This is a genomic window from Nostoc sp. NMS2, assembly GCF_017115105.1.
In the GTDB taxonomy this organism is placed as follows: Bacteria; Cyanobacteriota; Cyanobacteriia; order Cyanobacteriales; family Nostocaceae; genus Nostoc.
In genome coordinates, this window is the sequence record NZ_JABXKH010000043.1 from 1 (window position 1) to 25,205 (window position 25,205).

The 25,205-nt window shown below is 40.4% G+C and carries 24 protein-coding genes; 15 read left to right on the top strand and 9 right to left on the bottom strand.

What is annotated here, in order from left to right; all coding sequences use genetic code 11:
* Window positions 1-180: 180 nt before the first annotated feature.
* Complete coding sequence (locus HWQ36_RS06520; RefSeq protein WP_292699385.1) at window positions 181-426, bottom strand: hypothetical protein; 246 nt, start codon at window positions 424-426, stop codon at window positions 181-183.
* A 157-nt stretch (window positions 427-583) separates the two neighbouring features.
* Here HWQ36_RS06520 and HWQ36_RS06525 point away from each other — a divergent pair, with 157 nt between their 5' ends.
* The 3 genes from HWQ36_RS06525 (at window position 584) to HWQ36_RS06535 (ending at window position 2,173) form a co-directional block, all read left to right on the top strand.
* On the top strand, window positions 584-1,162 hold the full coding sequence (locus tag HWQ36_RS06525; protein WP_292699387.1) for a Uma2 family endonuclease: 579 nt from the start codon (window positions 584-586) through the stop codon (window positions 1,160-1,162).
* Window positions 1,163-1,427: 265 nt separating this feature from the next.
* Window positions 1,428-1,844 carry a XisH family protein gene (locus HWQ36_RS06530; protein ID WP_292699388.1) on the top strand — a complete coding sequence of 139 codons (417 nt, stop codon included), beginning with the start codon at window positions 1,428-1,430 and terminating at the stop codon, window positions 1,842-1,844.
* Window positions 1,832-2,173, top strand: a complete 342-nt coding sequence (locus tag HWQ36_RS06535) for a XisI protein (RefSeq protein WP_292699390.1) — start codon at window positions 1,832-1,834, stop codon at window positions 2,171-2,173. The genes HWQ36_RS06530 and HWQ36_RS06535 overlap by 13 nt, the downstream gene beginning before the upstream one ends.
* A 180-nt stretch (window positions 2,174-2,353) precedes the next feature.
* Here HWQ36_RS06535 and HWQ36_RS06540 read toward each other — a convergent pair whose 3' ends face one another.
* Both HWQ36_RS06540 and HWQ36_RS06545 read right to left on the bottom strand, forming a co-directional pair.
* On the bottom strand, window positions 2,354-2,593 hold the full coding sequence (locus HWQ36_RS06540; protein WP_292699392.1) for a hypothetical protein: 240 nt from the start codon (window positions 2,591-2,593) through the stop codon (window positions 2,354-2,356).
* A 50-nt stretch (window positions 2,594-2,643) separates the two neighbouring features.
* On the bottom strand, window positions 2,644-3,636 hold the full coding sequence (locus HWQ36_RS06545) for a DUF6745 domain-containing protein (protein ID WP_292699394.1): 993 nt from the start codon (window positions 3,634-3,636) through the stop codon (window positions 2,644-2,646).
* Window positions 3,637-3,753: 117 nt separating this feature from the next.
* Here HWQ36_RS06545 and HWQ36_RS06550 point away from each other — a divergent pair, with 117 nt between their 5' ends.
* Window positions 3,754-4,332: a Uma2 family endonuclease gene (locus tag HWQ36_RS06550; protein WP_292699396.1), complete on the top strand. Its 579-nt coding sequence runs from the start codon at window positions 3,754-3,756 to the stop codon at window positions 4,330-4,332.
* A gap of 4 nt (window positions 4,333-4,336) precedes the next feature.
* On the opposite strand, the gene HWQ36_RS06555 is transcribed toward HWQ36_RS06550, so the two are convergent.
* From HWQ36_RS06555 to HWQ36_RS06565, 3 genes are all read right to left on the bottom strand, one after another.
* Window positions 4,337-4,927 carry a Uma2 family endonuclease gene (locus HWQ36_RS06555; RefSeq protein WP_292699398.1) on the bottom strand — a complete coding sequence of 197 codons (591 nt, stop codon included), beginning with the start codon at window positions 4,925-4,927 and terminating at the stop codon, window positions 4,337-4,339.
* A gap of 71 nt (window positions 4,928-4,998) precedes the next feature.
* The gene (locus HWQ36_RS06560; protein WP_292699400.1) at window positions 4,999-5,565 is read right to left on the bottom strand and encodes a DUF2808 domain-containing protein; all 567 of its coding nucleotides are present in this window, start codon (window positions 5,563-5,565) and stop codon (window positions 4,999-5,001) included.
* A 23-nt stretch (window positions 5,566-5,588) separates the two neighbouring features.
* Complete coding sequence (locus HWQ36_RS06565) at window positions 5,589-6,026, bottom strand: DoxX family protein (protein WP_292699402.1); 438 nt, start codon at window positions 6,024-6,026, stop codon at window positions 5,589-5,591.
* A 605-nt stretch (window positions 6,027-6,631) separates the two neighbouring features.
* Here HWQ36_RS06565 and HWQ36_RS06570 point away from each other — a divergent pair.
* Together HWQ36_RS06570 and HWQ36_RS06575 are read left to right on the top strand one after the other, a co-directional pair.
* Entirely contained in the window at window positions 6,632-8,806 is a 2,175-nt protein-coding gene (locus tag HWQ36_RS06570) for a DEAD/DEAH box helicase (protein WP_292699403.1), read from the top strand.
* Window positions 8,807-9,081: 275 nt separating this feature from the next.
* Complete coding sequence (locus tag HWQ36_RS06575; protein ID WP_292699405.1) at window positions 9,082-9,807, top strand: Uma2 family endonuclease; 726 nt, start codon at window positions 9,082-9,084, stop codon at window positions 9,805-9,807.
* Between the two features lie 209 nt (window positions 9,808-10,016).
* On the opposite strand, the gene HWQ36_RS06580 is transcribed toward HWQ36_RS06575, so the two are convergent.
* The gene (locus HWQ36_RS06580; RefSeq protein ID WP_292699408.1) at window positions 10,017-10,955 is read right to left on the bottom strand and encodes an NAD-dependent epimerase/dehydratase family protein; all 939 of its coding nucleotides are present in this window, start codon (window positions 10,953-10,955) and stop codon (window positions 10,017-10,019) included.
* Window positions 10,956-11,270: 315 nt separating this feature from the next.
* On the opposite strand from HWQ36_RS06580, the gene HWQ36_RS06585 reads away from it, so the two are divergent.
* The 9 genes from HWQ36_RS06585 to HWQ36_RS06625 all read left to right on the top strand — a co-directional run bounded on the left by HWQ36_RS06585 (window position 11,271) and on the right by HWQ36_RS06625 (window position 19,605).
* The gene (locus HWQ36_RS06585) at window positions 11,271-12,425 is read left to right on the top strand and encodes a glycosyltransferase (RefSeq protein WP_292699411.1); all 1,155 of its coding nucleotides are present in this window, start codon (window positions 11,271-11,273) and stop codon (window positions 12,423-12,425) included.
* A gap of 98 nt (window positions 12,426-12,523) precedes the next feature.
* Window positions 12,524-13,282, top strand: a complete 759-nt coding sequence (locus HWQ36_RS06590) for a sugar transferase (protein ID WP_292699546.1) — start codon at window positions 12,524-12,526, stop codon at window positions 13,280-13,282.
* A 362-nt stretch (window positions 13,283-13,644) separates the two neighbouring features.
* The gene (gene gmd / locus HWQ36_RS06595; protein ID WP_292699414.1) at window positions 13,645-14,724 is read left to right on the top strand and encodes a GDP-mannose 4,6-dehydratase; all 1,080 of its coding nucleotides are present in this window, start codon (window positions 13,645-13,647) and stop codon (window positions 14,722-14,724) included.
* Between the two features lie 23 nt (window positions 14,725-14,747).
* Window positions 14,748-15,692 (top strand): GDP-L-fucose synthase, encoded by a 945-nt coding sequence (locus HWQ36_RS06600; RefSeq protein WP_292699417.1) that lies wholly within the window; start codon window positions 14,748-14,750, stop codon window positions 15,690-15,692.
* 73 nt (window positions 15,693-15,765) lie between these two features.
* Window positions 15,766-16,341: a 5-formyltetrahydrofolate cyclo-ligase gene (locus HWQ36_RS06605; RefSeq protein ID WP_292699420.1), complete on the top strand. Its 576-nt coding sequence runs from the start codon at window positions 15,766-15,768 to the stop codon at window positions 16,339-16,341.
* Between the two features lie 38 nt (window positions 16,342-16,379).
* Window positions 16,380-17,390 (top strand): catalase family protein, encoded by a 1,011-nt coding sequence (locus HWQ36_RS06610; RefSeq protein ID WP_292699423.1) that lies wholly within the window; start codon window positions 16,380-16,382, stop codon window positions 17,388-17,390.
* A 317-nt stretch (window positions 17,391-17,707) separates the two neighbouring features.
* A complete protein-coding gene (locus tag HWQ36_RS06615; protein ID WP_292699425.1) occupies window positions 17,708-18,049 on the top strand; it encodes a hypothetical protein in 342 nt (113 codons plus the stop codon).
* On the top strand, window positions 18,046-18,693 hold the full coding sequence (locus HWQ36_RS06620) for a hypothetical protein (RefSeq protein ID WP_292699427.1): 648 nt from the start codon (window positions 18,046-18,048) through the stop codon (window positions 18,691-18,693). Before HWQ36_RS06615 ends, HWQ36_RS06620 begins: the two co-directional genes overlap by 4 nt.
* A 75-nt stretch (window positions 18,694-18,768) precedes the next feature.
* Window positions 18,769-19,605 carry a carbohydrate ABC transporter permease gene (locus HWQ36_RS06625; protein ID WP_163928901.1) on the top strand — a complete coding sequence of 279 codons (837 nt, stop codon included), beginning with the start codon at window positions 18,769-18,771 and terminating at the stop codon, window positions 19,603-19,605.
* A gap of 46 nt (window positions 19,606-19,651) precedes the next feature.
* Here HWQ36_RS06625 and HWQ36_RS06630 read toward each other — a convergent pair whose 3' ends face one another.
* Both HWQ36_RS06630 and HWQ36_RS06635 read right to left on the bottom strand, forming a co-directional pair.
* Window positions 19,652-20,305, bottom strand: a complete 654-nt coding sequence (locus tag HWQ36_RS06630; protein ID WP_292699433.1) for a sugar transferase — start codon at window positions 20,303-20,305, stop codon at window positions 19,652-19,654.
* A 442-nt stretch (window positions 20,306-20,747) separates the two neighbouring features.
* Window positions 20,748-24,848, bottom strand: a complete 4,101-nt coding sequence (locus tag HWQ36_RS06635; protein ID WP_292699436.1) for a hypothetical protein — start codon at window positions 24,846-24,848, stop codon at window positions 20,748-20,750.
* Between the last annotated feature and the right edge of the window lie 357 nt (window positions 24,849-25,205).

Here is a 25,205-nt window from a genome sequence, read left to right on the forward strand (position 1 = left end):
CCCTGTAACCACTTCCGTCAACCCTGTAACCACTTCCGTCAACCCTGTAACCACTCACGTCAACCCTGTAACCACTTCCGTCAACCCTGTAACCACTTCTGGGAAAATGGTGTTAAAGAGCGATCGCTGTTTTCAGAGATTGCATTGCTGGCAATGAGTTTTTATAATTAAGCGATCGCACTAAACAAAGACGAACTCTGAAATAGCTTTTGCAAACTCTAAAGTAGCTTTTGCGAACTCTAAAATAGCTTTTGCGAACCCTGAAGCAACTTCCGCGAACTCTAAAATAGCTTTTGCGAACCCTGAAGCAACTTCCGCGAACTCTAAAATAGCTTTTGCGAACCCTGAAGCAACTTCCGCGAACTCTAAAATAGCTTTTGTGAACCCTAAAGTAACTTCTGCAAACCCTGAAGCAATTTCCGTCAACTCTGCATCTAATTTTCAAAAATGGTATCAAAGAGCGATACCTGGATTGGGCTACGCCAACGCTTGACTCTGAAATTCATTGTTAGGATGTCTTGATACAATTAGTTTGTGGTAACAAGCTTCATTAAATTTTGATGTCATCCCCAATATATTTACTATGACAGCGATCGCCATCAACTTAAACCCCATCATCCAACTCACCGACAATCAATTTTATCAGTTGTGTCGTGAAAACCCTGAAATCAAATTTGAACGCAATGCAAGGGGAGAACTTCTAATCATGCCACCCACAGGCGGAGAGACTGGAAATCGTAATTTTGAAATTTCTGTTGAGTTTGGAATTTGGAATCGTCAAACTCAACTAGGAATTTGCTTCGATTCTTCCACTTGCTTTAAATTGCCTAATGGTGCAAACCGTTCTCCTGATGTCGCTTGGATTAGAAAAGAACGATGGGATACACTTACACCTGAAGAGCAAGAAAAGTTTCCACATATTGCACCAGACTTCGTTTTAGAGTTAATGTCACCCAGCGATACTTTGAAAGAAACCCAAGAGAAAATGCAGGAATATATCGATAACGGGGTTAAATTAGGTTGGTTAATTAATTCAAAATTACGTCAGGTAGAAATCTACCGTCTTGGTCAACCAGTGGAAATATTAGAACATCCAAAAGAATTATTAGGTGAAGATATTTTACCAGGATTTACTTTAAATTTAGCAATAATCTGGAGATAAATATTAATTTATGACAGCATCAAAAAGCGATCGCAACACTCAAAGATTGCTTTGCTGACAATGAGTTTTTATAATTAAGCGATCGCACCAAACAAAGACGAACCCTGCATCTAGTCTGAAAAAATGGTGTTCAAGAGCGATCGCACTTTGATGACATTCATAGCTAAGTGATTTTCAAAGAATGAATTATCACAAATATAACCGCCCTTAGTACAATTATATTAACTAGCCCTCATAGCTACTTTCTCTATATATCACGGAGAAAATGCCAGCAAAAGATGTATACCATGATGCGGTTAAAAATGCCTTAATTAAGGATGGTTGGATAATTACAGCCGATCCTTATCCGATTAAATATGAAGAAGTTAAACTGTTTGCCGATCTTGCTGGTGAAAAAACCATTGCCGCTAGTAGAGAAGGAAAACAAATTGTTATTGAAATTAAAAGTTTTCTGAGTCGCTCTCCTATGCGTGATTTGGAAACCACATTAGGTCAGTATCTAATTTATAAAGCTTTCCTTTCTCTGGAATATCCTGAAAAGCAATTATATTTAGCAATAGGTGAAATAATTTATGAGGATTTCTTTCAAAAAGTTGCAATTAAATTTATTTTGGAAAAGTATCAAGTCTCACTATTGGTTGTTGATATGAATAAACAGGAGATTGTGAAATGGATAATTTAACTCAATATCAAAATACGATCAAGCAAATATTAACAGAGTATCAAAAAATATCTTCGCAAGTTACTGTTGTTGATATAGATGAAGTGTTAATGTTTGATGATGAGAGAAGTCAATATTTGTGGTTCAATATTGGTTGGAAACAAGGGAAAAGAGTTAAAGGAATTTCTGTCTATATTCGCATCAAAAATGAAAGAATTTACATTGAAGAAGATTTGACTGAAGAAGGAATGGCAATCGAGTTAATGCGTTTAGGTGTTCCTCCTAGTGATATTGTCTTGGCTTTTCAGCCTCCAGAAGTGCGGAAATATACTGAGTTTGCAACAGTTTAAAGATTATTTTCTCTGGTAATTATTACGTTGGTAGTCGCTACTAGCACGCCTGAAAGCAGCTTATTAGAGCATCTAATCTGAAAAAATGTCATCAAAGAGCGATATCTAGAAAAATATCGAGAAATTCCAGACGCGATAAAAAGATTAATGGAGAAGAGTTAAAAACAACCTTCACACACCCTACCAATCCTTCTCTATAGCGATATCTTGTTCAGTCAAGTAGGAAAATTCCAGTCCCATCAAATCTAATATTTCAATAAATACATCACGCTCCATTTCCATGAGTTCTGCGGCTTTTTTCAAACTAATAACTCTCGAAAATAATGCCCCTATCACAAACAAAAATGTTTCTTTTTGCTCAATATTATTAAATAATGGGATTTCTGAGGCAACACTTCTTAATTCTTCTTTACTAGTCATAGGTATTTTAAGCTAACAGATGTTAAACAGCTTATTCTCACTCATGATTCCTAAGTTTTGCCTTGGTTTACCCAGCGTACCGCCTCAATAGCAGAGGCAAACCGCATAGACACTCTAGAAACGCGCACTTCCCCTGTATTGGGATTTGTCGCTTTAAGGAACTGCATAGGCTGGACATTAATTCGCTCTCTAACGATACGTAATAACTTGTATTCTTCCCAGGAGTCGATTTCGACTGTTTTCATTTTTTCTAATAAGTTTACCCAGCCGATATCATTTAGTTTATGCGTGCGTTCTAGCTTTAGTTTCCCGTGGTGTGCATACAAGTTATATCCATCTGCAAAGGCTATAGCAGGTGTATCTTCGGCGTGGAGATGGTTGTTGCTATCAATACTGATTGTGGTCGAATGCTTGGAGATAATAGCGATATTCTGAAAAAAGAAAGTCCAGCCGCAATTCTTAACAAAATCTTCTAAAATTAATATTTTGTTTTGAAATTGCTGGTAGTTTAAACCATGAATACAAAAATCAAAATAACTGCATCCTGCGATTAAAGCTTCAGGTTTTCGACACGAAGAGAAGATATTTTTAATAAAGTTGCGATCTCGCTTACTAAAGTGTTTTTCAAAAACATCTTCCCACTGTATTTCCATCTGCTTTTGCAGTAAATTGGCATACTCTTTTGCCAGATGATTCTCAAACAAAGAATGTAAATTTGTTTGTAAATCACCAGGTAGTCGCACGAGCAAATCTGATTGCAAATTACTGTAGATTCTGCTCCAATAGAAACTATCTATGGCATCACCCAGGACTGTGTAGGAATTAACTTTGAACAAATTCCAGATGTACTCGAACGCAGCATTAGGGCTATCAACGATAATTATTTCAGGTTCCGTGAGTTCGAGTGCAGTATATATTGCTCGAACTGCATCCATAGCATATTGTTGGTTGATGCCTTCCGTGGATAGTCCAATGTCTTGCCATTTTTCTCGATATCGGGGTATGAATGCACGTTGTTCTGGTGTCAGATAGTCGGCGGACATAGCAGGTATGCGATACAGTGGCTATTTTGTATTAAAGCAGGTTATTTGACATGGTTAGTAGAATTTAAGAAAAAGCTACTCTACTGGTTTAAAAATGCCATCTTCTAGATAATCCCCATGACAGCTATCACCGTCAACTTGAACCCCATCATCCAACTCACCGACAACCAATTTTATCAACTCTGTCGGGAAAACCCTGAAGTCAAATTTGAACGCAATGCGGAGGGAAAACTACTAATAATGCCACCTACAGGCGGAGAGACTGGAAATCGTAACTCGGAAATCTCAGCAGATTTTGTGATTTGGAATCGCCAAACTCAACTAGGAGTTGGCTTTGATTCTTCGACTTGCTTTAAACTTCCCAATGGTGCAAACCGTTCTCCTGATGTAGCTTGGATAAGAAAAGAGAGATGGAATGCACTCACACCCGAAGAACAAGAAAAGTTTCCGCCGATCGCACCAGATTTTGTTTTAGAGTTAATGTCACCAAGCGATAGTTTGCGAGAAACGCAAGCCAAAATGCAGGAATATATTGACAACGGAGTTAAATTAGGTTGGTTAATTAATCCGAAAATGCATCAGGTAGAAATTTATCGGATTGGGAAACCAGTAGAAATATTAGCATCTCCCCAAGAATTATCAGGAGAGGATATTTTACCAGGATTTATTTTAAATTTACAAATAATTTGGGAATAAATATTTATTGATTTCGGATAGCCTGCTCAAATTCAACAACAGCATCGTATTGGTCAGGCATGGCGATATAATTGAGCAGCAAAGCTGAATCTAAATCTGGAAAAAACCCACTCCGGTTTACTTGTTCGTACTCTTCCTGTTCGCTAAAACGGAATATTTTGATAGAGTTAGATTTCCAAAACCAGACTTCAGGCACTTTTTTAGGTTTATATAAATCCTTCCTGTTAATGGTTCCACTGGTGACGATAATTTCAATCACAATGTCAGGAACTTCTTTTTCTGTGCCAATGCTGTAAGATTCATCTGGCGTACCAGAAGCATAGCCAGGTTCTTCCAAAGTGAAACCACCACGTCTGTAAAACCGGATGCCCAACTCTTTCATGTAAGCTTCTAGTAGCAAGCCAACAGTACTTTTCACTTTTTCATGTTTATCTCCAATTGGGGACATAATTTCTAAAATTCCTGACAAATAAGATAGTCTGACGTTGTGGTTTTCCTGAAGTTGTGTTTCGATACCTTTAAATTGCTCCCAAGAAATATTACTGAGAGTTACCAGTTTTTCTTCTGTAGACTGGTCTATTAGTGGGATGCTCATAAAAACACTTTCCTTCCTTATAGGTTCACTAATTCTACTATTTACCAAATTTTTGCAAGCGAACATGCTGCTTATGGAAACCACCAGTTACTTCTATTGCTGTAAAATTGAAACCTTCCAAAGCCGAGAAATTGTCCGTGGGATTTTTCACCCACCGGGAACGCTGTCACACCCAGTAAGTAGACACCAGAGAAGCTGGGATTACTTACAGGGCGAAGGGCGATTGTCACTGTTTGTCCCGGAGTGACAGGAGGAGAAAAATTCACAGTAACGGTTCTTGTCTCGCGTTCGTCTGTGACTGGGCCTAGTGTTAGGCGAGATTCTTTGCGATCGCTCGTTCCGACAAAAGCGCGGGTATCATTAAGATGATAGCGGATGTTTTCTGTTCCCTCCCTTTGTGCGATCGTTACCTTCTGAAGGGATTCTCCAGCATTCTCCGGCAGGTTGATAGTGAAATAGTAAGTTCCGCCCCAAACATTCACATCTTTATAAGTAGTCGTTGCATTCACAAGTTTCGGCGGTTGGACAAAGTAGACTGTACCATCTCTAAGCTGCACCGCTTGCGTTACCGGAAGGGTTAATCCCCCAATACCGATTGCTAAGGATAGTGTTATTCCAAAAAAAGTTGTAACACGCATGATTCAGATACAGAAAAACGCACTTATTCCAATTCTAATTCTTTGGGAATGAGTGATTTAGGAATGATAGAAGCTTGTTTTTCCCAATCAGAAGATTTCGTATACCACCAAGCCCAAGCAATTAAAACTGCTTGAAAGGGAAGCCTGATTACGTGTACCCAAGGTGAATTGGGTATATGTTCTAGCTGAATATGATTAACCGCCATATTAATATTGGCAGGGTAAACAGCAATAAAAAGAGCAATAAGTCCCCAAGCAGCAGCTTGACTTACAGGCGGGACTAATAAGCCGATACCACCCAAAATTTCATAAAAGCCACTGAGATAAACTAATCCTAAAGGGTAAGGAAGTTGCGGTGGCATAATTTTGACATACGGTTCTGGAATAACAAAGTGTGTCACTCCAACCACAATAATCGATATAGCAAGGACAATACGTAATATTTCCTTATACTTATTCATGGTTTTTGCCTCATTATATACTTGTCTCTATTAATTTAATTTGATTTATGGATGTTAATCTGTCTTGAGTCAACAGGGGGAAAATCGGCAACATTTTTAAAAATACTATTTACAGCACTTACGGCAGCTATGAGGTACATTCCCAAATCTGAAAGCTTTGATAGGAGAGGGCAAGGAAAAAAACTGTATTGCATAATAGCCGGAAGCGCTGTAACTAGTTCCGTGGGTTTAAGTCCCCCGGTTCTATAACCGACAAGTTTTGTGTCGGGGTTAAATCCCCATTACAAAACTTAATTACGTACAGCCCTTTGGGCATGAAAACCGCGGAGCGTGCCGGAGGCTCTATTACGAATTACGAATTACGAATTACGAATTATTTAATTAATCCTTTCAAGCTGACTGGTAAAATCTCTTTTTTTCTCTCTGCGGTTCAAAAGTCTCTTATTGAACCACAGAGGCGCAGAGAACACAGAGTAAAATGCTTAAGGAGGAATTTATTGAGCAAAATTTTTAAGGGCTAGTCCTATAATTAAAAGATTTATCTAATTAACCATAATATTTTACAGATACGTGACCGATTCTTTAATCCAATTATTCATAGAAAAATGAGCGATGCCTTTAGCAGACTTGCACCCTTCATCCAAGAATATATTTATCATCACCAGTGGACTGAATTACGACCAGTTCAAATTGCCGCTTGTCAGGTTATATTTGACACCGATGCTCACTTACTAGTTACTGCTGCAACTGCTGCGGGTAAAACAGAAGCAGCCTTTCTGCCAATTTTGACTTTATTACATACCAACCCTGCTGCAACTATAGGGGCATTATACATTAGCCCAATCAAAGCTTTAATTAACGATCAATTTGAGCGCCTCAACGACTTACTCAAAGAAGCAGATATTCCGGTTTGGCACTGGCACGGTGATGTTTCTCAAAGTCGAAAAAACAAACTCTTAAAGAACCCTCAAGGAATTCTCCAAATTACACCAGAATCTTTAGAAAGTTTGTTAATCAACAAAAATAACGACCTCCTTCGCTTATTTGGTGACTTAAGATTTGTCATTATTGATGAAATTCACGCTTTTATGGGTTCCGAACGCGGTTGTCAAATTATTTGCCAATTACAACGTTTAGCAAAGTTAACGCAAAGACAACCACGCCGTATTGGTTTATCAGCAACTCTTGGCGATTACTCAATAGCTGAAGATTGGTTGCGTTCAGGAACAGATAAGCCAGTTATTACACCTCAAACTGATGGGATAAAACGTCAAATAAAACTAGCTTTAGAACATTTTTATATTACTGATGAAGTAGATGAGTCAGAGGCGACAGATTATGAACAATATATTTTCAATCTCAGCAAATCTCGCAAATGTCTGATATTTGCTAATAATCGCACGCGGACTGAATCTGTCATTGCATCTTTGCGAAAAATTGCCAAAGAACAAGGACTACCAGATATATATCATGTGCATCATGGGAGTATATCTGCTAGCTTGCGGCAAGCTGCTGAAAATGCGATGCGTGAACCCAATAATCTAGCAGTTACTGCCGCCACTCTGACTTTAGAATTAGGTATAGATATTGGTCATTTAGAGCGGGTGATTCAGTTAGAATCACCCTTGTCTGTAGCTAGCTTTTTACAGCGCTTAGGACGTAGTGGTAGAAGAGGGGAAGCTGCCGATATGCGCTTTATCTGCGCTGAAGAGAAACCATTGTCAGAAGCTTCTCTCCCAGAGCAAATACCCTGGCAGTTGTTGCAGTCTATCGCTATTATTCAACTTTATTTAGAGGAGCAATGGATTGAACCAATCAGACCGATTAAATATCCTTTGAGTTTGCTTTATCACCAGACAATGAGTATTTTAACAGCAACAGGAGAACTTTCACCTAATGCTTTAGCTAAACAGATTTTTAGCTTGCCGCCTTTTGCTGCTATTTCCAAAGAAGATTTCCAATTATTACTCCGATATTTAATTGATATTGGTCAGATTCAGCATACTGAACAAGGTAAATTAATCCTGGGTTTGGCAGGAGAAAAGATTGTGAGAAAATTTCAGTTTTATGCTGTCTTTGCTGAACAGCAAGAATATATTGTTAAGCAAGGTACAACGGAAATTGGCAGTATTGTCACGCCGCCTGCTGTTGGCAATCAATTTGCTTTAGCTGGGAGAAGTTGGGAAGTTGTAGAAGTTGACTTTAAAAAGAAGGCTATTTTTGTGAAACAAGCCGAGGGTAAAGCTAGTATTTATTGGCGTGGTAGTGGTGGTACGATTCACACCAAAGTTTTACAACGAATGCAACAGGTTTTATTTGAAAGTATCGAGTACAGCTATTTGCAAAAAAATGCTTTACAACGTTTACGTCAAGTTCGCCAATTGGTGCAGCAGGTTGGGTTAGATAAACAAAATATCTTGCAATTGGAAAAAGGTAAATGCTGCATTTTTCCCTGGATGGGTACGGTTGCTTATCGCACCTTAGAAAGATTACTCAATTCCTACTGTCGAGAATCATTGGAAATTATCAGTATCGGCGGATTAAATCCCTATTATTTCACAATTAAATTAGGTAAGGATAAATATAAACATCTTTATAAAGAAATTACTTCATTGTGTGAGCAAAGAATTATCCCAGAAGATTTGCTCAGTACTTCAGAAGCACCAGAAATTCAAAAATACGATCAATTTATTCCTCATCCACTTTTACGAAAAGCTTTTGCTAGCGATTATTTAGATATGAGAGAACTCAAGCAGCAAGTGGAACTGTGGAGAGAATAGGGGCTTCCAAATAAAAAATATCCCATCGCTTTAAGGGCAGGGGGAGGGAAAATCGTAGTGAAGTACAGAAATTGGATAATTTATTTTTTGGAGTTCTCATAAATAGGGAGCATCTCAAAATGCTCTGGCGAATGGAATGATGCCTCCGGCACGCCAAGGGCAAACGCGGCTATACGAGACTTTACCCACCGACCTGGGTTTCAAATTCCTAGAGTCCTTGGTCAAACCTTTATCGTTATCCGTTAACTTAAGATTAGTCGGTCAGGATTCCCCTTATGTACCAAACAGACCCTCCGCGCCCTCCAAAAGAAACCCTACCCACCATGTATGATCTTCCCAGTGAATACCCGGAGGACTCTGGTTTGCCTGACGAATTTCACATTTTTCAACCCCAACTTCTGCGCGAAACGTTCTTTCCACCCAACTATCCAGTAGATGAGGTATTTGTTGGCACTGATTTAAACCTTTACTATGACCTCCGGCATACACTGTCGTATAAACGCCCGGACTGGTTTGCTGCTGTGGGAGTTTCGCGTCTCTACGAACAGCAAAACTTACGTCTGAGTTATGTCATCTGGCAAGAAGGGGTTGCTCCTTTTGTAGTGGTAGAATTGCTTTCTCCTGGCACTGAAAAAGAAGACTTAGGACAAACTCTACGAGAAATTAACCAACCGCCAACCAAATGGGAAGTTTATGAGCGGATTTTGCGAGTTCCTTACTACATTGTGTTTGACCGCTACACTGACAAACTCCAAATATTCCAATTAGTCGCAGACCGCTACAGCGAATTGGACTTGAGTACCCCACGGGTGTGGATGCCAGGTTTGGAACTGGGCTTAGGACTTTGGCAAGGTTCTTACCAAGGAATTGAGCGATTGTGGCTACGTTGGTATGATGCATCCGGTAATTGGCTTCCCACGCCGCTAGAACGAGAAAGTCAACGTGCTAACAGATTAGCAGCACAACTGCGAGAGTTAGGCGTTAACCCTGATGAATTTTAATGGTGCGATCATTTGGTGTCAACTTAACGCGAAACAGGCGGTGAGAAACCGCGTCTACACAAACAAAACCCACCTCCGTGGGTTTCAAACCCTTAATTTGTCTTGTCCTTAGTCCAAGGAGGTAGACTTTGCCGTATAGCCGCAAATTCGATTGGCCCTGGCTCTAAGTTGACACTACTGCACAACGATGCGCCCCTAAACACTTTTACTCACAACGCTTGTAAAATCTCCTCATCTACAGAAAAATCTACTTCGGCTTTGTCTTTTGCATTAGCCAAATAATCATTTTCTAAAGAGTCTTGTAACCCAGAAATCAAATCATATTCAGGATACCAGTTTAATTCTGTTTGGGCTTTATTCACCGAAGCAAAGAAATGCTGCACCCGCATCGGAAAAGCTTTGCGCTTGCCGAAATCAAACTTTTTCGGGTCGTAATGGACAATTTTAACATCATCAGGCGATTTACCAGCCGCTACAGCGCTAGCACGGGCTAAACCATCAAAAGTGACAAACCGATCGCCAGATATGTTATAAATCTCTCCTACGGCTTGTTTATTGCCCAAAACCTTAGTCATTGCTAGTGCCAAGTCTTTTACATGACCTAGTTGGGTGATATGCAACCCATTTCCGGGGATGGGAACGGGGCGATCGCGCACAATTCTGTCAAAAAACCAGCCTTCCAACTCATTATAATTACGAGGCCCGTAAATATAAGTAGGACGAATGGAAGTAAAAGGCAATCCCAATTGAGTCAAATAAGCTTCTGTTTCATGCTTACCCTTGTGGCGACTTTTGGGATCTACTAAATCTCCTTCGACATGGGGTAGTTGATCGGATTTGAGATACACTCCCGCAGAACTCATATACACAAAATGTTGCACTCGGTCTTGAAAAATTTCTGTCAGTGGTTGAGTATCCGTAAGTTCCCGTCCATTATTGTCAAAAATGACATCGAAGCTTTCTTGTGATAATTTTGCTTTTAATTGGGTAGGGTCAGTGCGATCGCCTATAATTTGTCCTACTCCCTGTAAAGAAGGTGCTGGCCGATTTCCACGATTGAACAGCACCACCTCGTGTCCTTGTTCCACTAGTAATTGAGTCAAATAGACACCAATGAACCGAGTACCACCCATAATTAGAATTCGCATAAATTCACCTTTTCTATATCAGTTGTCGTTCAGAGGGTGGGGAGTGGGGAGTAGGGAGTAGGGGAGTGGAAAAGCAGGGGAGGCTGGCGTTGCAGGGGAAGAATAACTATTGGTTATTCCCAATTCCCCATTCCCTATTCCCCACTCCCCATTCCCCATTCCCCAATCTGAGGTTATCATTCATCTGGAACCTCTAAGGAAAAATTGCGTCTTATGTTTAATCTAGTGCGCTTCCCGTTAATTAATCACAAGGGGAAACTTTTCAGTTAACGTCATCAAGTTAGCCTTTGTATCTTCCATTTATTCAAGTTAGCTGTGCCCTTGAAATATGCTCTGGTTCATGAGTGGCTAACACCCAAAGCCACCGGTGGTTCCGAACTCGTTGTTCGAGAAATTTTGAATCACATTGATGCTGATTTGTATGCTCTGATCGATTTTGAATCCAGCAATAGAGAAAGTTATTTATATAAGCGTCAGATTGGCAAGACGTTTCTCCAGAACTTTCCCTATGCCCGCAACGGTATACAAAAATACTTGCCTTTGTGGCCTTTAGCAATTGAACAACTTGATTTACGGCATTATGACGTAATTCTGTCTTCATCTCACGCTGTTGCCAAAGGAATCCTGACCACTCCCGAACAGATGCATATTTGCTACTGTCACAGCCCTATGCGCTATGCCTGGGACTTGACCTTTGATTATCTGCGCTACAGCAAACTGGGTAGTGGCTTACCTGGGTGGGTGACGCGATATTTATTACATCGTTTGCGCCAGTGGGATGTATTGAGTGCCAATCGCGTTGATTACTTCATTGCTAACTCGCAACATACAGCTAGGCGGATTTGGCGTTGCTATCGGCGAGAAGCAACAGTCATTTACCCACCAGTGAATATCGCGGAATTTCCATTTCTGTCTGAGAAAGAGGACTTCTATCTGACAGTTTCCCGCTTAGTGAGTTACAAGCAAATATCGTTGATTGTCAAGGCTTTTAATCAACTAAAACGACCATTAGTAGTCATTGGTACAGGAGATGAGATGAACAAGATTCGCGAGATGGCAAACTCTAATATCCAAATACTGGGATGGCAACCCGATAATGTGGTAAAAAAATATATGTCTACTGCTAAGGCCTTTGTGTATGCAGCTTGTGAAGATTTTGGGATTGCCCTAGTGGAAGCACAAGCCTGCGGTACACCAGTAATCGCCTACGGTGCAGGAGGGGCGCTCGAGACAGTGCGAGATATCCGCTCTTGTGTGGATACAGGGACAGGTATATTTTTCAAGACGCAAACAGAGGCGGCTTTAGTGGAGGCAGTAGAAAAATTTGAAGTGTATGAGGGTTCGTTCAATTCCGAGTATATGCGATCGCACGCCGGGCAGTTTTCACCGCAAATCTTTGCAGATCGTTATCTAGATTTTGTAAACAAATGCAACGAAAAAGACCGTTTTCGGAATGATGGTCTTGGTTAACGTCTGATTTTTTTAGGCTTTTGGCAATTTTCCCCAGAAGCACATCATTTTGGCTTTAATATTGGGACTATGTGTGGTGTGGATTATTAAGGAGTATGATGACTGCCCAGAGCTCACTCCTCTCCGGCAAGCGAGGCGTAAGGCAAGACACTAGAACGTCTACGCGGACTTTCTTAAAACGCGGTCAAAAAACAAAGACGCCAAAAGTTAAACCTAAAGGTTTACCTTTTCAGGGTTTAAACGGAGAGTTTGCTAAACGACTGTTCGATATCGTGTTTTCGCTGTCGGTATTAATTTTGTTCTTCCCCGTCTACTTAATTTTGACCTTACTGATAGCCTTTAGCTCAGAAGGCCCAATTTTTTATATCCAGGAACGGGTAGGGAAAAATTACAAAGCGTTTAATTGTATTAAATTCCGAACAATGGTAAGCAATGCCGACGAAATCCTCATGCAAATGATGGAAACATCGCCCGAATTGCGACAAGAATTTGAAAGCAGTTTTAAGCTGAAACAAGACCCCCGGATTACCAAAATTGGTCGATTTTTGCGAATTACTAGCTTAGATGAATTTCCTCAGTTCTGGAACGTTTTAAAAGGGGACATGAGTGTAGTCGGCCCCCGACCCTTAGTAGCAGAAGAACTACCAAAATACGGTTGTCACATTGATGAGATTTTAACAATCCGTCCAGGAATTACTGGTTTGTGGCAGGTATCCGGGCGTAATGACATTCCCTACCCTCGGCGAGTCCAAATAGACCTGCATTATGTGAAATTTAGGAATTTCTGGCTTGATTTATGGATCATCTTGAAAACTGTCGATGTAGTTATTCTACCCAAAAATAACGGGGCATACTGAGTCAATACTTAGGGGCGATTCTGTGGGGCAGCTAATGCCCCTAAAACTCTAATTTTAAATATTTATTTTATTCAGTCTTCACAAAACCAGATATATATGAAATTTTGACAAAAAAACAACGTAGACAAAAAGAATCTTGGTATATCTGGTAAAAGAAAAATATACATACTGAAACAATCTTGGTCTATCTAAGGTTAAGCTTACGTATTAGCTTACTTTTTATTAAGTATATTTATTTACGGAAAAAGTCTCATAATAACAAGAACTCGTAGGTTTCCCATTAGGCAATTTAGCAATTAGCTGCTAGGTTGTATCAAATTGCCTGTAACTTTTTAATCAAAGACAATAAGGGATAATTGAGCATGACGCAACACAAGCGAGCGTTGATTACTGGTATCACTGGTCAAGATGGTTCATATCTCAGTGAGTTTTTGCTGGAACAAGGTTATGAGGTTCATGGCATCATTCGCCGGACTTCTACCTTCAATACAGACCGCATCGACCACATTTACGAAGACCCCCACAAAGAGGGAGTGCGGTTGTTTCTTCACTATGGTGACTTGACAGATGGTACAACGTTGCGACGCATTTTAGAAGAAGTCAAACCAGTAGAGATTTATAACCTTGGCGCTCAATCCCATGTCAGAGTCAGCTTTGATTCACCAGAATATACAGTGGATGCTGTAGGAATGGGGACGCTGCGTCTGTTGGAAGCAATTCGAGACTACCAACACCGGACTGGAATTCAGGTGCGATTTTACCAGGCGGGTTCTTCAGAAATGTATGGTTTAGTACAAGCAATACCCCAAAGTGAGACAACGCCCTTTTATCCCCGCAGTCCTTACGCCTGTGCGAAAGTTTACGCCCACTGGCAAACTGTAAATTATCGTGAGTCTTACGATTTGTTTGCTTGTAACGGCATACTTTTTAACCATGAGTCACCAAGACGTGGTGAAACCTTTGTAACCCGCAAAATTACTAGAGCAGTTGCTGGTATAGTTGCTGGTAAGCAAAAAAAGATTTACATGGGTAATCTAGACTCTAAGCGAGATTGGGGCTATGCGAAGGATTACGTAAAAGCAATGTGGTTGATGTTGCAGCAAGACCAGCCAGACGATTATGTAATTTCTACTGGTGAAACCCACTCAGTGCGAGAGTTTTTGGAATTAGCATTTAGTTACGTAAATCTCAATTGGCAAGATTATGTAGAGTTTGATGAGCGTTACCTCCGTCCATCTGAGGTAGATTTATTGATTGGCGATTCTACCAAAGCACGCCAAAAGTTGGGCTGGAAAACATCAGTAACCTTTGAAGAATTAGTTTCCTTAATGGTAGAAGCAGACCTACAGGCATTGGGTCACACTTCACCCAATGGAAATGGTTCGCAATTTCCACATGATATTGCTACGGTTCGTCAAGAACTGGGCGCTTTGCACTTCTGATTGGCACCACAGAGGATAAAAATATGACCGCCTTAGAACTAAAAAATCAACGAATTCTCGTCACTGGTGGGTCGGGGTTTCTAGGTCGTCAGGTGATAGATCAACTGTGTAAAGCAGGGGCTGATCGTGAGAAGATTACAATACCGCGATCGCATGATTCCGATTTGCGTGTTTGGGAAAATAGCCAACGCGCAGTTGACCAGCAAGACATAATCATTCACTTAGCAGCTCATGTGGGTGGCATCGGTCTGAACCGTGAAAAACCCGCAGAGTTGTTCTACGATAACTTGATCATGGGTACGCACCTAATTCACGCTGCCTATCAAGCTGGAGTAGAAAAATTCGTATGTGTTGGCACTATCTGCGCCTATCCTAAATTTACTCCAGTGCCGTTTAAAGAAGACGATCTTTGGAATGGCTACCCAGAAGAAACCAACGCTCCCTACGGAATTGCGAAAAAAGCGCTTTTAGTCCAGTTGCAATCTTATCGCCAGCAGTACGGTTTTAATGGAATTTACCTACTGCCAGTAAATTTATATGGCCCAGAAGATAACTTTGACCCCGGAAGTTCCCACGTTATTCCAGCGTTAATTCGCAAAGTTCACGAAGCCCAAATTAAGGGAGAAAAGCAACTCCCAGTTTGGGGTGATGGTAGTCCCACCCGCGAGTTTCTGTATTCAGAAGATGCAGCACGGGGGATTGTGATGGGGACTCAATTCTATAACGAATCGGAACCAGTTAACTTGGGAACGGGTTATGAAATCTCCATTCTTGATTTAATAACTCTAATCTGCCAATTGATGGAGTTTAAGGGTGAAATTGTTTGGCAAACTGACAAGCCTAATGGTCAACCCCGCCGTTGTTTGGATACAGAACGGGCAAAGCAAGCCTTTAACTTCACTGCTCAAGTGGGCTTTGAGGAAGGGTTAAAAAATACCATTGAGTGGTATCGTCAACACGCTGCATAACAATGTATTAATTAATGTAGGCTCTTATAAGCTGGGTAATGCCCAGCTTATTTGTTTGACGCTATAAATTTTCATGGACAAAGTTAATCATCAATTAAATAAAGCAGAACTACGCCGAACTCTGCTCAAAACACGTCAATCAATGTCCGTTGGAGAATGGAGAGAAAAAAGCGATCGCTTATGCTCTCATTTACAAAACTCTACTTTATTTACCCAAGCAAAAACAATCCTCGCTTATTTCAGCTTTCGCCAAGAACCTGACCTCAGTCAACTATTTGCAAACACCAAATACCGTTGGGGATTTCCTCGCTGCATTAATAAATCCTTGTATTGGCATATTTGGACACCTGAAGATTCTGTCCAAAGTGGCGCTTATGGCATTACCGAACCACACCCAGATGCTCCCCTATTAGATGCTACCGATGTGGATTTGATTCTCATCCCTAGTGTAGCTTGCGACTATCAAGGCTATCGCCTTGGTTATGGCGGTGGATATTACGATCGCTTGCTCAGTTTACCGCAGTGGCAGACAAAACCGACTATCGGAATTGTCTTTGATTTCGCCTATTTGTCCCAAATACCTATTGAAGCTTGGGATAAACCACTACAAGCTGTTTTTACGGAAACCGGATTGACTCGGAAAGGTTGAAGGATTCAGGATAATGAAGACACATTATCAAATGTTTTATGACTAATCCAACGTCATCTACCACTGAGCAGGAAGCAATAATCGACGAGATTATCGCAAGTAGCCTCCAAGCTCAACAAAAAACAGGCCCAGACCTCCGCCAAATTCATAGCAAAAGCCATGGACTCCTTGCAGGAGAGTTTATTATTGAACCCAATCTTCCTGAAGACTTGAGAATAGGTTTGTTCAAAAAACCCCAAACCTATCCTACATGGATTCGTTTCTCTAGTGGTGGTTCGCCTGAAAAGCGTGGTAAATTCCACTCCGATAGCCAGCCGGATGTTCGCGGTATCGCCATCAAGGTGATGAATGTAGACGGGCAAAAAGTGCTGGATGATGAAGAAAAAACTCAAGATTTTATACTCAACAATTATCCTACTTTCTTTACCAAAGACGTTCGTGATTACGCCGATATTTCGAGAGCAGGTAGTGGACAACTTAGCCCAGAGCGAATGCAGGAACTTGGTTACGCCTTTGCAATCTTGCAAAAAATTGGCAGCCAGAAAGTAGGAAATCCACTTTTGATTCAATATTGGAGCATGGCTCCATTTAAGTTTGGGAATCGCATTGTAAGATTGTCTGTCAAATCTCAACAGCCTGAACAACCACTCGAAAAACTTCCCGAATCAGAAAATTACCTCCGAGAAGCAATAGTCAAATATTTGACTGAAGAAGGTCGAGAAGCGTCTTTTGACTTCTTCATTCAGTTTTATGTAGATGATGAAAAAACGCCGATTGAAGACCATGTTAAAGAATGGCAAGAATCAGATTCACCGTTTGTTAAAGTTGCAACTGTTCGCATTTTTAGCCAGAAATTTGACTTTGAAGAACGCAAACGTTTAGATGAGGGTTCGCTGTTTTCACCTTGGCATACACTACTAGAACATGAACCTGTTGGCAGCGTGAATCTCTCTCGTAAGAGGCTTTACAGCGAACTTGCAAAATATCGACGAGAACAAATTGCCCAACGCTTACGGGAACCACAACCTTATGTAGCGGTTGAAGATTAACTACTGTGAATTGGCTTAAAACTGTAGGATGATAGCCTATAAGCCTACTTGATTAAATACAATACATTTTTGGTGTTGCTGATTTGATGTATAAAGATTATGAGTTGTGTAACCAAAACTCTTTATTGTAGAGACGTAAAACTTTACGTCTCTACATTTACATAGTATGGTGCATTACATTTCATGAACGTAGATTTAGAACCTTAGCACCAGCCAGAATTACATCTGGAATCACACCAACAGAATTAGATGAATTCCTCTGTCCAGATTTTTGATGATAAGTTACGATAAAATTAACCAAATTCTCAAGTAAAGCCATGTCTGACTCAGTTCAGTATGTCACTAATGCAGAAGGAAAAAAAGTTGGAGTACTGTTAGATTTAGAAACTTACCAACAGCTAACTAACTTATCTTTAGATTCAGAATTATTGATTGGTTTAAATCTAGATGAGTTGCAAGCTTTGGCAGAAAGTTATTTATCTCCCAAAACTCAGATACAGTTACAGGAATTATTAGTTAAAAATTCTGAGAATGATTTGTCACATAAAGAAACTGAAGCCTTGGACAGATTATTGTCACAGGTTGACCAATTAAATATTCTTAAAACTAGAGCTAGATATACCTTAAATATTTTTCAAAATAACCAGCAATTATCATGAGTGTTTACATTGCTGTTGAATTTAAAAAAAACAATCAATTCTTTTTTATGGAACAAAATGTATTTTCTCAATTTACTGGTTGGATGTTTTCTCTGATTGCGTTTGGCTTGATATTGATTATATTTTCTTTGCCTTTTGTTCGCCCAGATATAGAAATTTTTGAACAAACTTCTACAAAACTTATATTTCAAATTAAGTTTGTATTTTTGAGGACTTTCAGTTTGTTTTTTGCAGTATTTCCTTTGACAATAGCAATACTGTTAATCTTTTCTGTGTTTTTTATTCCAGATTTTACAACAGAAGTGTTGTTCACAGCTTTTGGTATGGCAATTTTATTTAGTATAGTTACTTTTTTGATACTAGCAGTTGTTCCATTTAGCAATTACACTTTTGATCGAGAAGCTAATAGGATAAAAATGACTACTTACAAATGGTTTAGTACTCAAGTAATTGAGTATCCGCTAAGTCAAATTGTAGGTTTACAAATAGAAGAAGGTGATGGTGAAGATGGTAAAGTTTATCGCTTTAATCTAAAATTAGCATCAGGCAATAATCTACCTCTAAATGAATGTTATAGAAGTTTTAGCTATGAAGAAAGGCAGCTACTTACCAAGAGTCTTGAGACATTTATTAATTCAAATTGAGCTATTAAATAATGGATTAAAAAAATCTATTAGTCAAAAATTAATATTTACAAAACTCGGAAAGTTATTAATCAAATGCTGAACTGGAAAAAATCACGATCGCAAAATCTGTTAATGTATGCGCTATTAGGAGCGATCGCACTGGTGATGCTCTTTCCTTTACTGTGGCTAATTAGCACAGCCTTGAAATCGCCGACGGAAAATATCTTACAGTCGCCGCCACAGCTATTGCCTGCGTCACCAACACTAGATAACTTCTTTAGTGTGTGGAACTCTCTACCTTTTGGACAATACCTGTATAACAGCACTTTGGTGTCAGTGCTGACTGTTGGCTTAAATCTACTGTTTTGCGCTTTAGCTGCCTATCCCTTGGCAAGATTGTCGTTTGTGGGGCGAGACTGGATTTTTGTGGCGATTGTCTCCACGATTATGATTCCCTTTCAAATCGTGATGATTCCCCTGTATATTTTGACAGTCCAGTTGGGTTTAAGAAATAGTTATTTAGGAATGATTTTTCCGAGTTTGGCTTCTGCCTTTGGTATTTTTCTGTTACGCCAAGCTTTCATGAGTGTCCCCAAAGAGATAGAAGAAGCCGCCCGAATGGATGGCAGTTCGGAGTTAGGTTTGTGGTGGCATGTGATGTTACCAGCAGTTCGCCCAGCATTAGTAACTTTAGCTATTTTCGTATTCATTGGTGCTTGGAGTGACTTTTTGTGGCCTTTAATTGTCATCCAAGACGAAAATTTATACACTCTTCCTTTGGGAGTCGCAAAGCTAGCAGGGACATTTTCTCTTGACTGGCGGTTGGTAGCTGCTGGCTCAGTAATTGCGATCGCCCCAGTATTATTACTATTTTTATTTTTACAACGTTACATTGTACCCACAGAAACTGGTAGTGGTGTCAAAGGTTGAATAAGAAATAGAGATAAGGGAACACAAAGAAAAACTAATGACAAATTCAATAAGCACCAGTCTTTTTCAAAACTACCCAGATAGTTTTAATAATCAGACTCAGGTCATAACTTACAGACCACTTACGTTGATAATCTATATCCATTTTGACAATGGTTTCAAAGTCTGTAATACTCGAACGACCATTAGCCTGCCATTCTCCGGTAATGCCTGGTTTGACTCGTAATCTATCCCAGTGATGTGGATCGTAATTGCTGACTTCATCAGGAGTGGGTGGACGAGTACCAACTAAACTCATGTCCCCTACCAGAACATTCCAAAATTGAGGAAATTCATCTAAACTGCTACGCCGCAAAAATTTACCTACAGGAGTAATGCGAGGATCGTCAACAGATTTAAAAATGTGACCTTTGGCTTGATTTTTAACCAAATGCTTGACTTTATCGGCATCTACGATCATGGAGCGGAATTTCCAGATGCGAAAAGTTTTTCCGTTCAAACCACAGCGAATTTGAGAATAAAATATTGGACTTGGCTCATGAATAAAGGTAGCAATCGCCACAGGAATTGCTACCATAAACGTAATTATTAGCCCCACAATGGCTCCAACAATGTCAATTAACCGTTTTCTTACGCTTAAAGTTGAAGGGTGTAAAGGCTGTTGCGAACAATTAACTGAATAAAGAGAAAGATTATTCACAAGGTCTAACTTATTTTATAACAGGGGTTTTGGCATTAGTAGTGTAGACGTGGAGATGATTGATAGACGGTTTTTACTGCTCTTGTCTTTACCACTGAGTGTTAATATACACAAAATTCAAACAATATAAAAACCGGAAACCCAAAGTTTACAGAATCTTCCAATTGAAGTCATAGATTGTAAATTTACAATATTTTCATCCATCAAATAAAAAAAGCTATTGCTAATGGTACACATCAAAAAATTACCATACTTAAGTACTAGTAGTTTGTAAAATTCAAAATGCTTATGACGTAATACTAGCTCTTTGTGAAACTACACAAAATCAAGCTTGATCAGGCTTGAGACAAAATTCCTTTGTTCTGGAGCAAGCTCAGATTTAATAGTTATAAGCATTTTGAATTTTGAATAGTATCCTTATTTCTAGGGGAATGTACTTGTCTCAAGAATGAACCTCTAAGGCGAAATTCACTGTATATGGTTCCTCTAATGATTGCTGGTTACTAACCTTGATAGCATCTAGATAGCGACGCAAATACAACAGTTGTTGGGAATTGGGACGATAGGTGAGGCTCCCTTGTTTTTCAAAAAGTGGTGCTGTGGCGATCGCCTGATAGTCAGGATTTTCTTGTGAACTATGGGTTAGCCAAGTTGAATCTATAACTGAAGGGATCAATCCTGAAGGCAGTTCACCTTCTAAAAAAGCTAGCAGGCGTTGCTGACAAATACGAGTATTGATCCCGCGACTCTCAAATAGCTGGATAACTTCACCGAAAGATAAGGGCCGATCTGGTAGCAGCCGCAGCAATTCGGTAAATAAGAAATAATCGGTGTACTGTTGCCTTGGTATATCTAATATTTGGGGATGTAAAGGCAGCATCGCCAAACCATAAGCAACCCGACTGCAATTAGGAGCGCCATTTTCGCCGAGATATAAATCTTGAATAATCTTGGTGCTGGGGAGTTTCTGCCTTAACCAACGATTTACTGTCCCAACACAAGCCACACCACCAGTCAGGATTGCTTGATTAATGGATTCTGTGGGGATACCACGAGCTACCAATAATTTGTTGAGTTCTCGGTTTAGGCGACGCACAAAGGGGATAAATACCTGGCTTTCTAAGTCTCGTCGCTGCAAAATCCACTGCTGATCGGCTAATTCTAGGGTAAAAGATTCTTGGTGCTGCAAAATCAGCTTCAGAGCTAGTGCGGCATCTAATACCGCCTGTCCTAGTAAAGAGCTTTCTAGACGCTGCTGAAGACGAATCCGTGCGGTAATATCTGGTTCTCCGACTCTAGGTAGTTCTAATTCTTCCAAACCTAAGCTTTGCCAACGCATTTGGTCTAAACCGGGAATTGACGGTTGCCATTGCCAGGGATTACTGCTGGTGGTTTTGGGTAGGCGTAGCCCGCCGCAGGCATCGCTTGGTGTTTCTCTGCGTGATTGCCGAGATTTAGGTGGTAATAGGAGTTGACAAATAATATCTTGTTCAATTCCCTTGCCAGCATAAGCAAAACTATGGAGCATAAAATCATTGTATGTCAATTGCAGCAAGCTTTCTGGGACATCGACCAGCAACATTTCTGTGGCAGTTGTCCCAATGTTAATTACCAGAGTGTTACCAACAATGGGATGTTCGCTGGTTTTTGCCGGATGAGAACCTTGACGTTGGCTTAATTTTATTTGCTCACCGTTAGCAGCATTGAGTTCTGGGAGTAAACTAGCGATCGCTTCTTCTAGAAAAAAGACTTGCTGCGGATGTTGAATGAGTTTGCTAGTCAGTAAAGCTTCCCGCACGTTAAAGCGGTATTGTTCCGACCAGCTAGATGGACAGGTGCAAATCACACCAGCAATATTATTGATAATCTGCGGAAAATCTTGTTCGCTGATCCCAACAGCAGCAGCCATTAAACTAGGGGTAGTGCAAGTTTTTTCAGATTTTAGGGTTAATAGTAGCTTAGAGAGCGATCGCACAACCCAAATTAAAGGCCCTGCCGAAAATTCATTTAATTGCAAAACAGGTTCCCATTTTTGCCGTTCACTCTTATAGGGAATGGCTACTTGTAAATAGGGTTTTAACTGTGCCGAGTAGAGGTTATTTGTTGTCGAATCTGCTGTTGATTTAGGTGTTGCAGGAGTTGCCGAGCGATCGGGTGCTTTATCTTGGGCAACAGCCGCCGGTGCTGTCTGCTCATGGACTTCTATACTTTCACTTTCACCCTGGGGTATAGAAGCTATGGGAAGGTAAACCTCTGTTGGTAAACGAAATGATTCCTGGAAGGAACTTGTTCCCGGCTGATTTTCTGCTGACCAGTAGATAGGATGGACAACAAAAGTCGAGCGATTTAATAATGCGGCAGAAATTCCTGTTGTCCCTAAATCAATTCCTAAATACCAAACTGGTTCTAGAAGATTGAGCGAAACTTCTGGATTGTTGATGGAGTTGAAAATTGCAGGTAAAGAACTGTCTTGAATAGGAGTTGTGACTTCCTTTTTTTCTTCAGTTTCTACCTGGGGAACTGCCAAACTTGATAAAGCCGCAGTTGAGGTATTTTCTGTTTGCGGCTCAGGGTAAGTTGTAGGGATTGTGTCTTGAGTTTTATCAATTGTTTCCGAGAAAATATCCAAATTGGTGGCTGGCTGTGAATCAGAATTTAGCTGCTGATCAAAATTAGCCAAATCCCGATCCAATTGCTGCAACTGTTCTTCATCTAAAGAAATATCAGATACAACTGGAGCCTGGTTTGACTCAACAGAAAGCAAGTTTTCTTGTGGCGAAGCAGGAATGTAGTTATCTAAAAAAGGGTCTGGCTGCTCATCGTTGATCGATATTTCCGGTGGAGCGATACCTTCCGTAGGCTTTGCCAAAGCAATTTCTGCTACTTCTGGAGTAATTGGTGCTGTAGTTGTGCCATTATCCACAAATAATGATACTTCCAGCAATTCTTGCTCACCGCCTGCATCAGTTAATAGCTCGGTTAGGTTATTAATTGTATCAACATTAGCTGGCTGAGTATCAAGTGGTGTAGGGGAAATATCTGTTTGTGGTGTAGAAAAACTCAAAGGCGAATCTAGACCAGTATCCTTTTCAAAAAAACTAGCTGGCTGAGTGTCTATTTGTGGTGTAGAAAAACTTAGAGGCGAATCTAGACCAGTATCCTTTTCAAAAAATAGTTCTTCCTGTGGCTTTGATAATGAATCTGTGGTTTCAACTAAAGTCTCTTGGGCTGAAATACCTGTATCTGGTGTCACAACCGCAGAATCAACGTTTTGAAGGACAGATGGACTCTCAGCGATTTTCAACGTTGATTGGGAGGCTGTAGAAGCAGATAAGTCATTTGTCGCTACATCAAGACTTGGGTTATTAACATCACCGTTACCAAATAAGCTGGCGTAAAGTTGGTCTACTTCATCACCAACTAATGCAGAAATATCTTGCGGTAATTCGGTCGGGTTTTCGGAAGATTGAGACGAGTCGATACCAAGCTGCAACAGCACTGTATCTAGATCCTCTGTGAGGATAGTATCCTGTTGCTCAGAATTAATTGTCAGTGGAGATGAAGTTTCTGGGAGGATTTGCTCTAAGGGTTGAGATGGAACTGTAGCAGCGATCGCAACTGGGTCAGGCAATGATGGTGATATATCAGATTCTACACTCAGCAAAGATGGCGGGGAAATAGGGGATTGTTGCTGTAAATTCTGGGTCAAATTGTTGAGAAAGCCGGCCATCAACTGTTCGCCTTGCATTCCCTTGCTATGCATTCTTGCCAGTGCTTGCGACAGTGATTCGTAATAAGTATTAATATTGCGCTGTAGTGCCTCAAAGACTACATTCACAGTCCCATCTAGTGATAACAGGCGTTGATCTAACTCCCTGGCTAGCTGGGTTAACTGCTCCACACGGTCTGCTGATTCTAATGAAGGTTGAGTTGCAGAGGTTGCGTGATTAGTTGCTCCTGAAGAAATGGCGGAATTTTCCCCCGATGGTGCTAACAGTGGCGTTATATTTGGCACCAGCCGATTCATGAGTACCTGTAAAAACTCGGTAATCATTTGATCCTGGTTTGTCAACTGTTGCGCTAAGGAGTAATTTTGCAATCGCTTTTGCTCTAGTTGCCTAATTTCTTGGATGAGAGCGGCTCGCTCTTGCAATAGCCCTTCTAATTCCGATCGCAATGGCTGTATCAAACTCGAAAATTCACTCTTTAATTGTCCGGCTGCAACAGGACTCTGTTCCTGATTGGATTCGAGCGGCGTTAGGGGATGCTGGTTATAGCCTCGATCGAGAAATTTTGTTAATAAAGGCGATGGCTCCGCCAACGCCAAGGGCGAACGCGGTTCTTCGGAAGAATTATTTGGGATATCCCTATCTAATGCTTCTTTTTGTTGGAGCCTAACCAAGAAGTTGCGAATTCGTTCTAAAACTTCTTTAGGTTCCTGCGCCTGACCAGGCAGAAATCTAGACAAGCCCTTGCCACCACTGGCAAGTAAGTTGTCAATGTCTGCGATCAGCTTTTGAATTTCATCTGCACTGGAAGTCACTTTTGTTACCTTACCTAAAAACGTATGTCAACTAATGTGACAATTAATTTACAGTCACCGTACCCCTGCGGGGAAGTAAGCTCCCATAGGAGAAGTTTTGAGTGGCAAAAGCTTCTGCTTGGACTTGTGACTGTCATTATGTTATGGATTACTGGGAGTCGTGGCAATCTTCAGTCAGCGTTTGTTTAAGAAGCTTTGTTTTGCATGATTAGTTACCAATTTTTGAAAATGGACATGAGGAAACAAACTCTTTTTCTGGTATAATAGTACATCTTGACATCAATGCCGTAAGCGAAAATCAAGCTAATAGGTATATGTCGCAAAAGAAAGATTTATTTGGGTCTTGAGAATCATGAC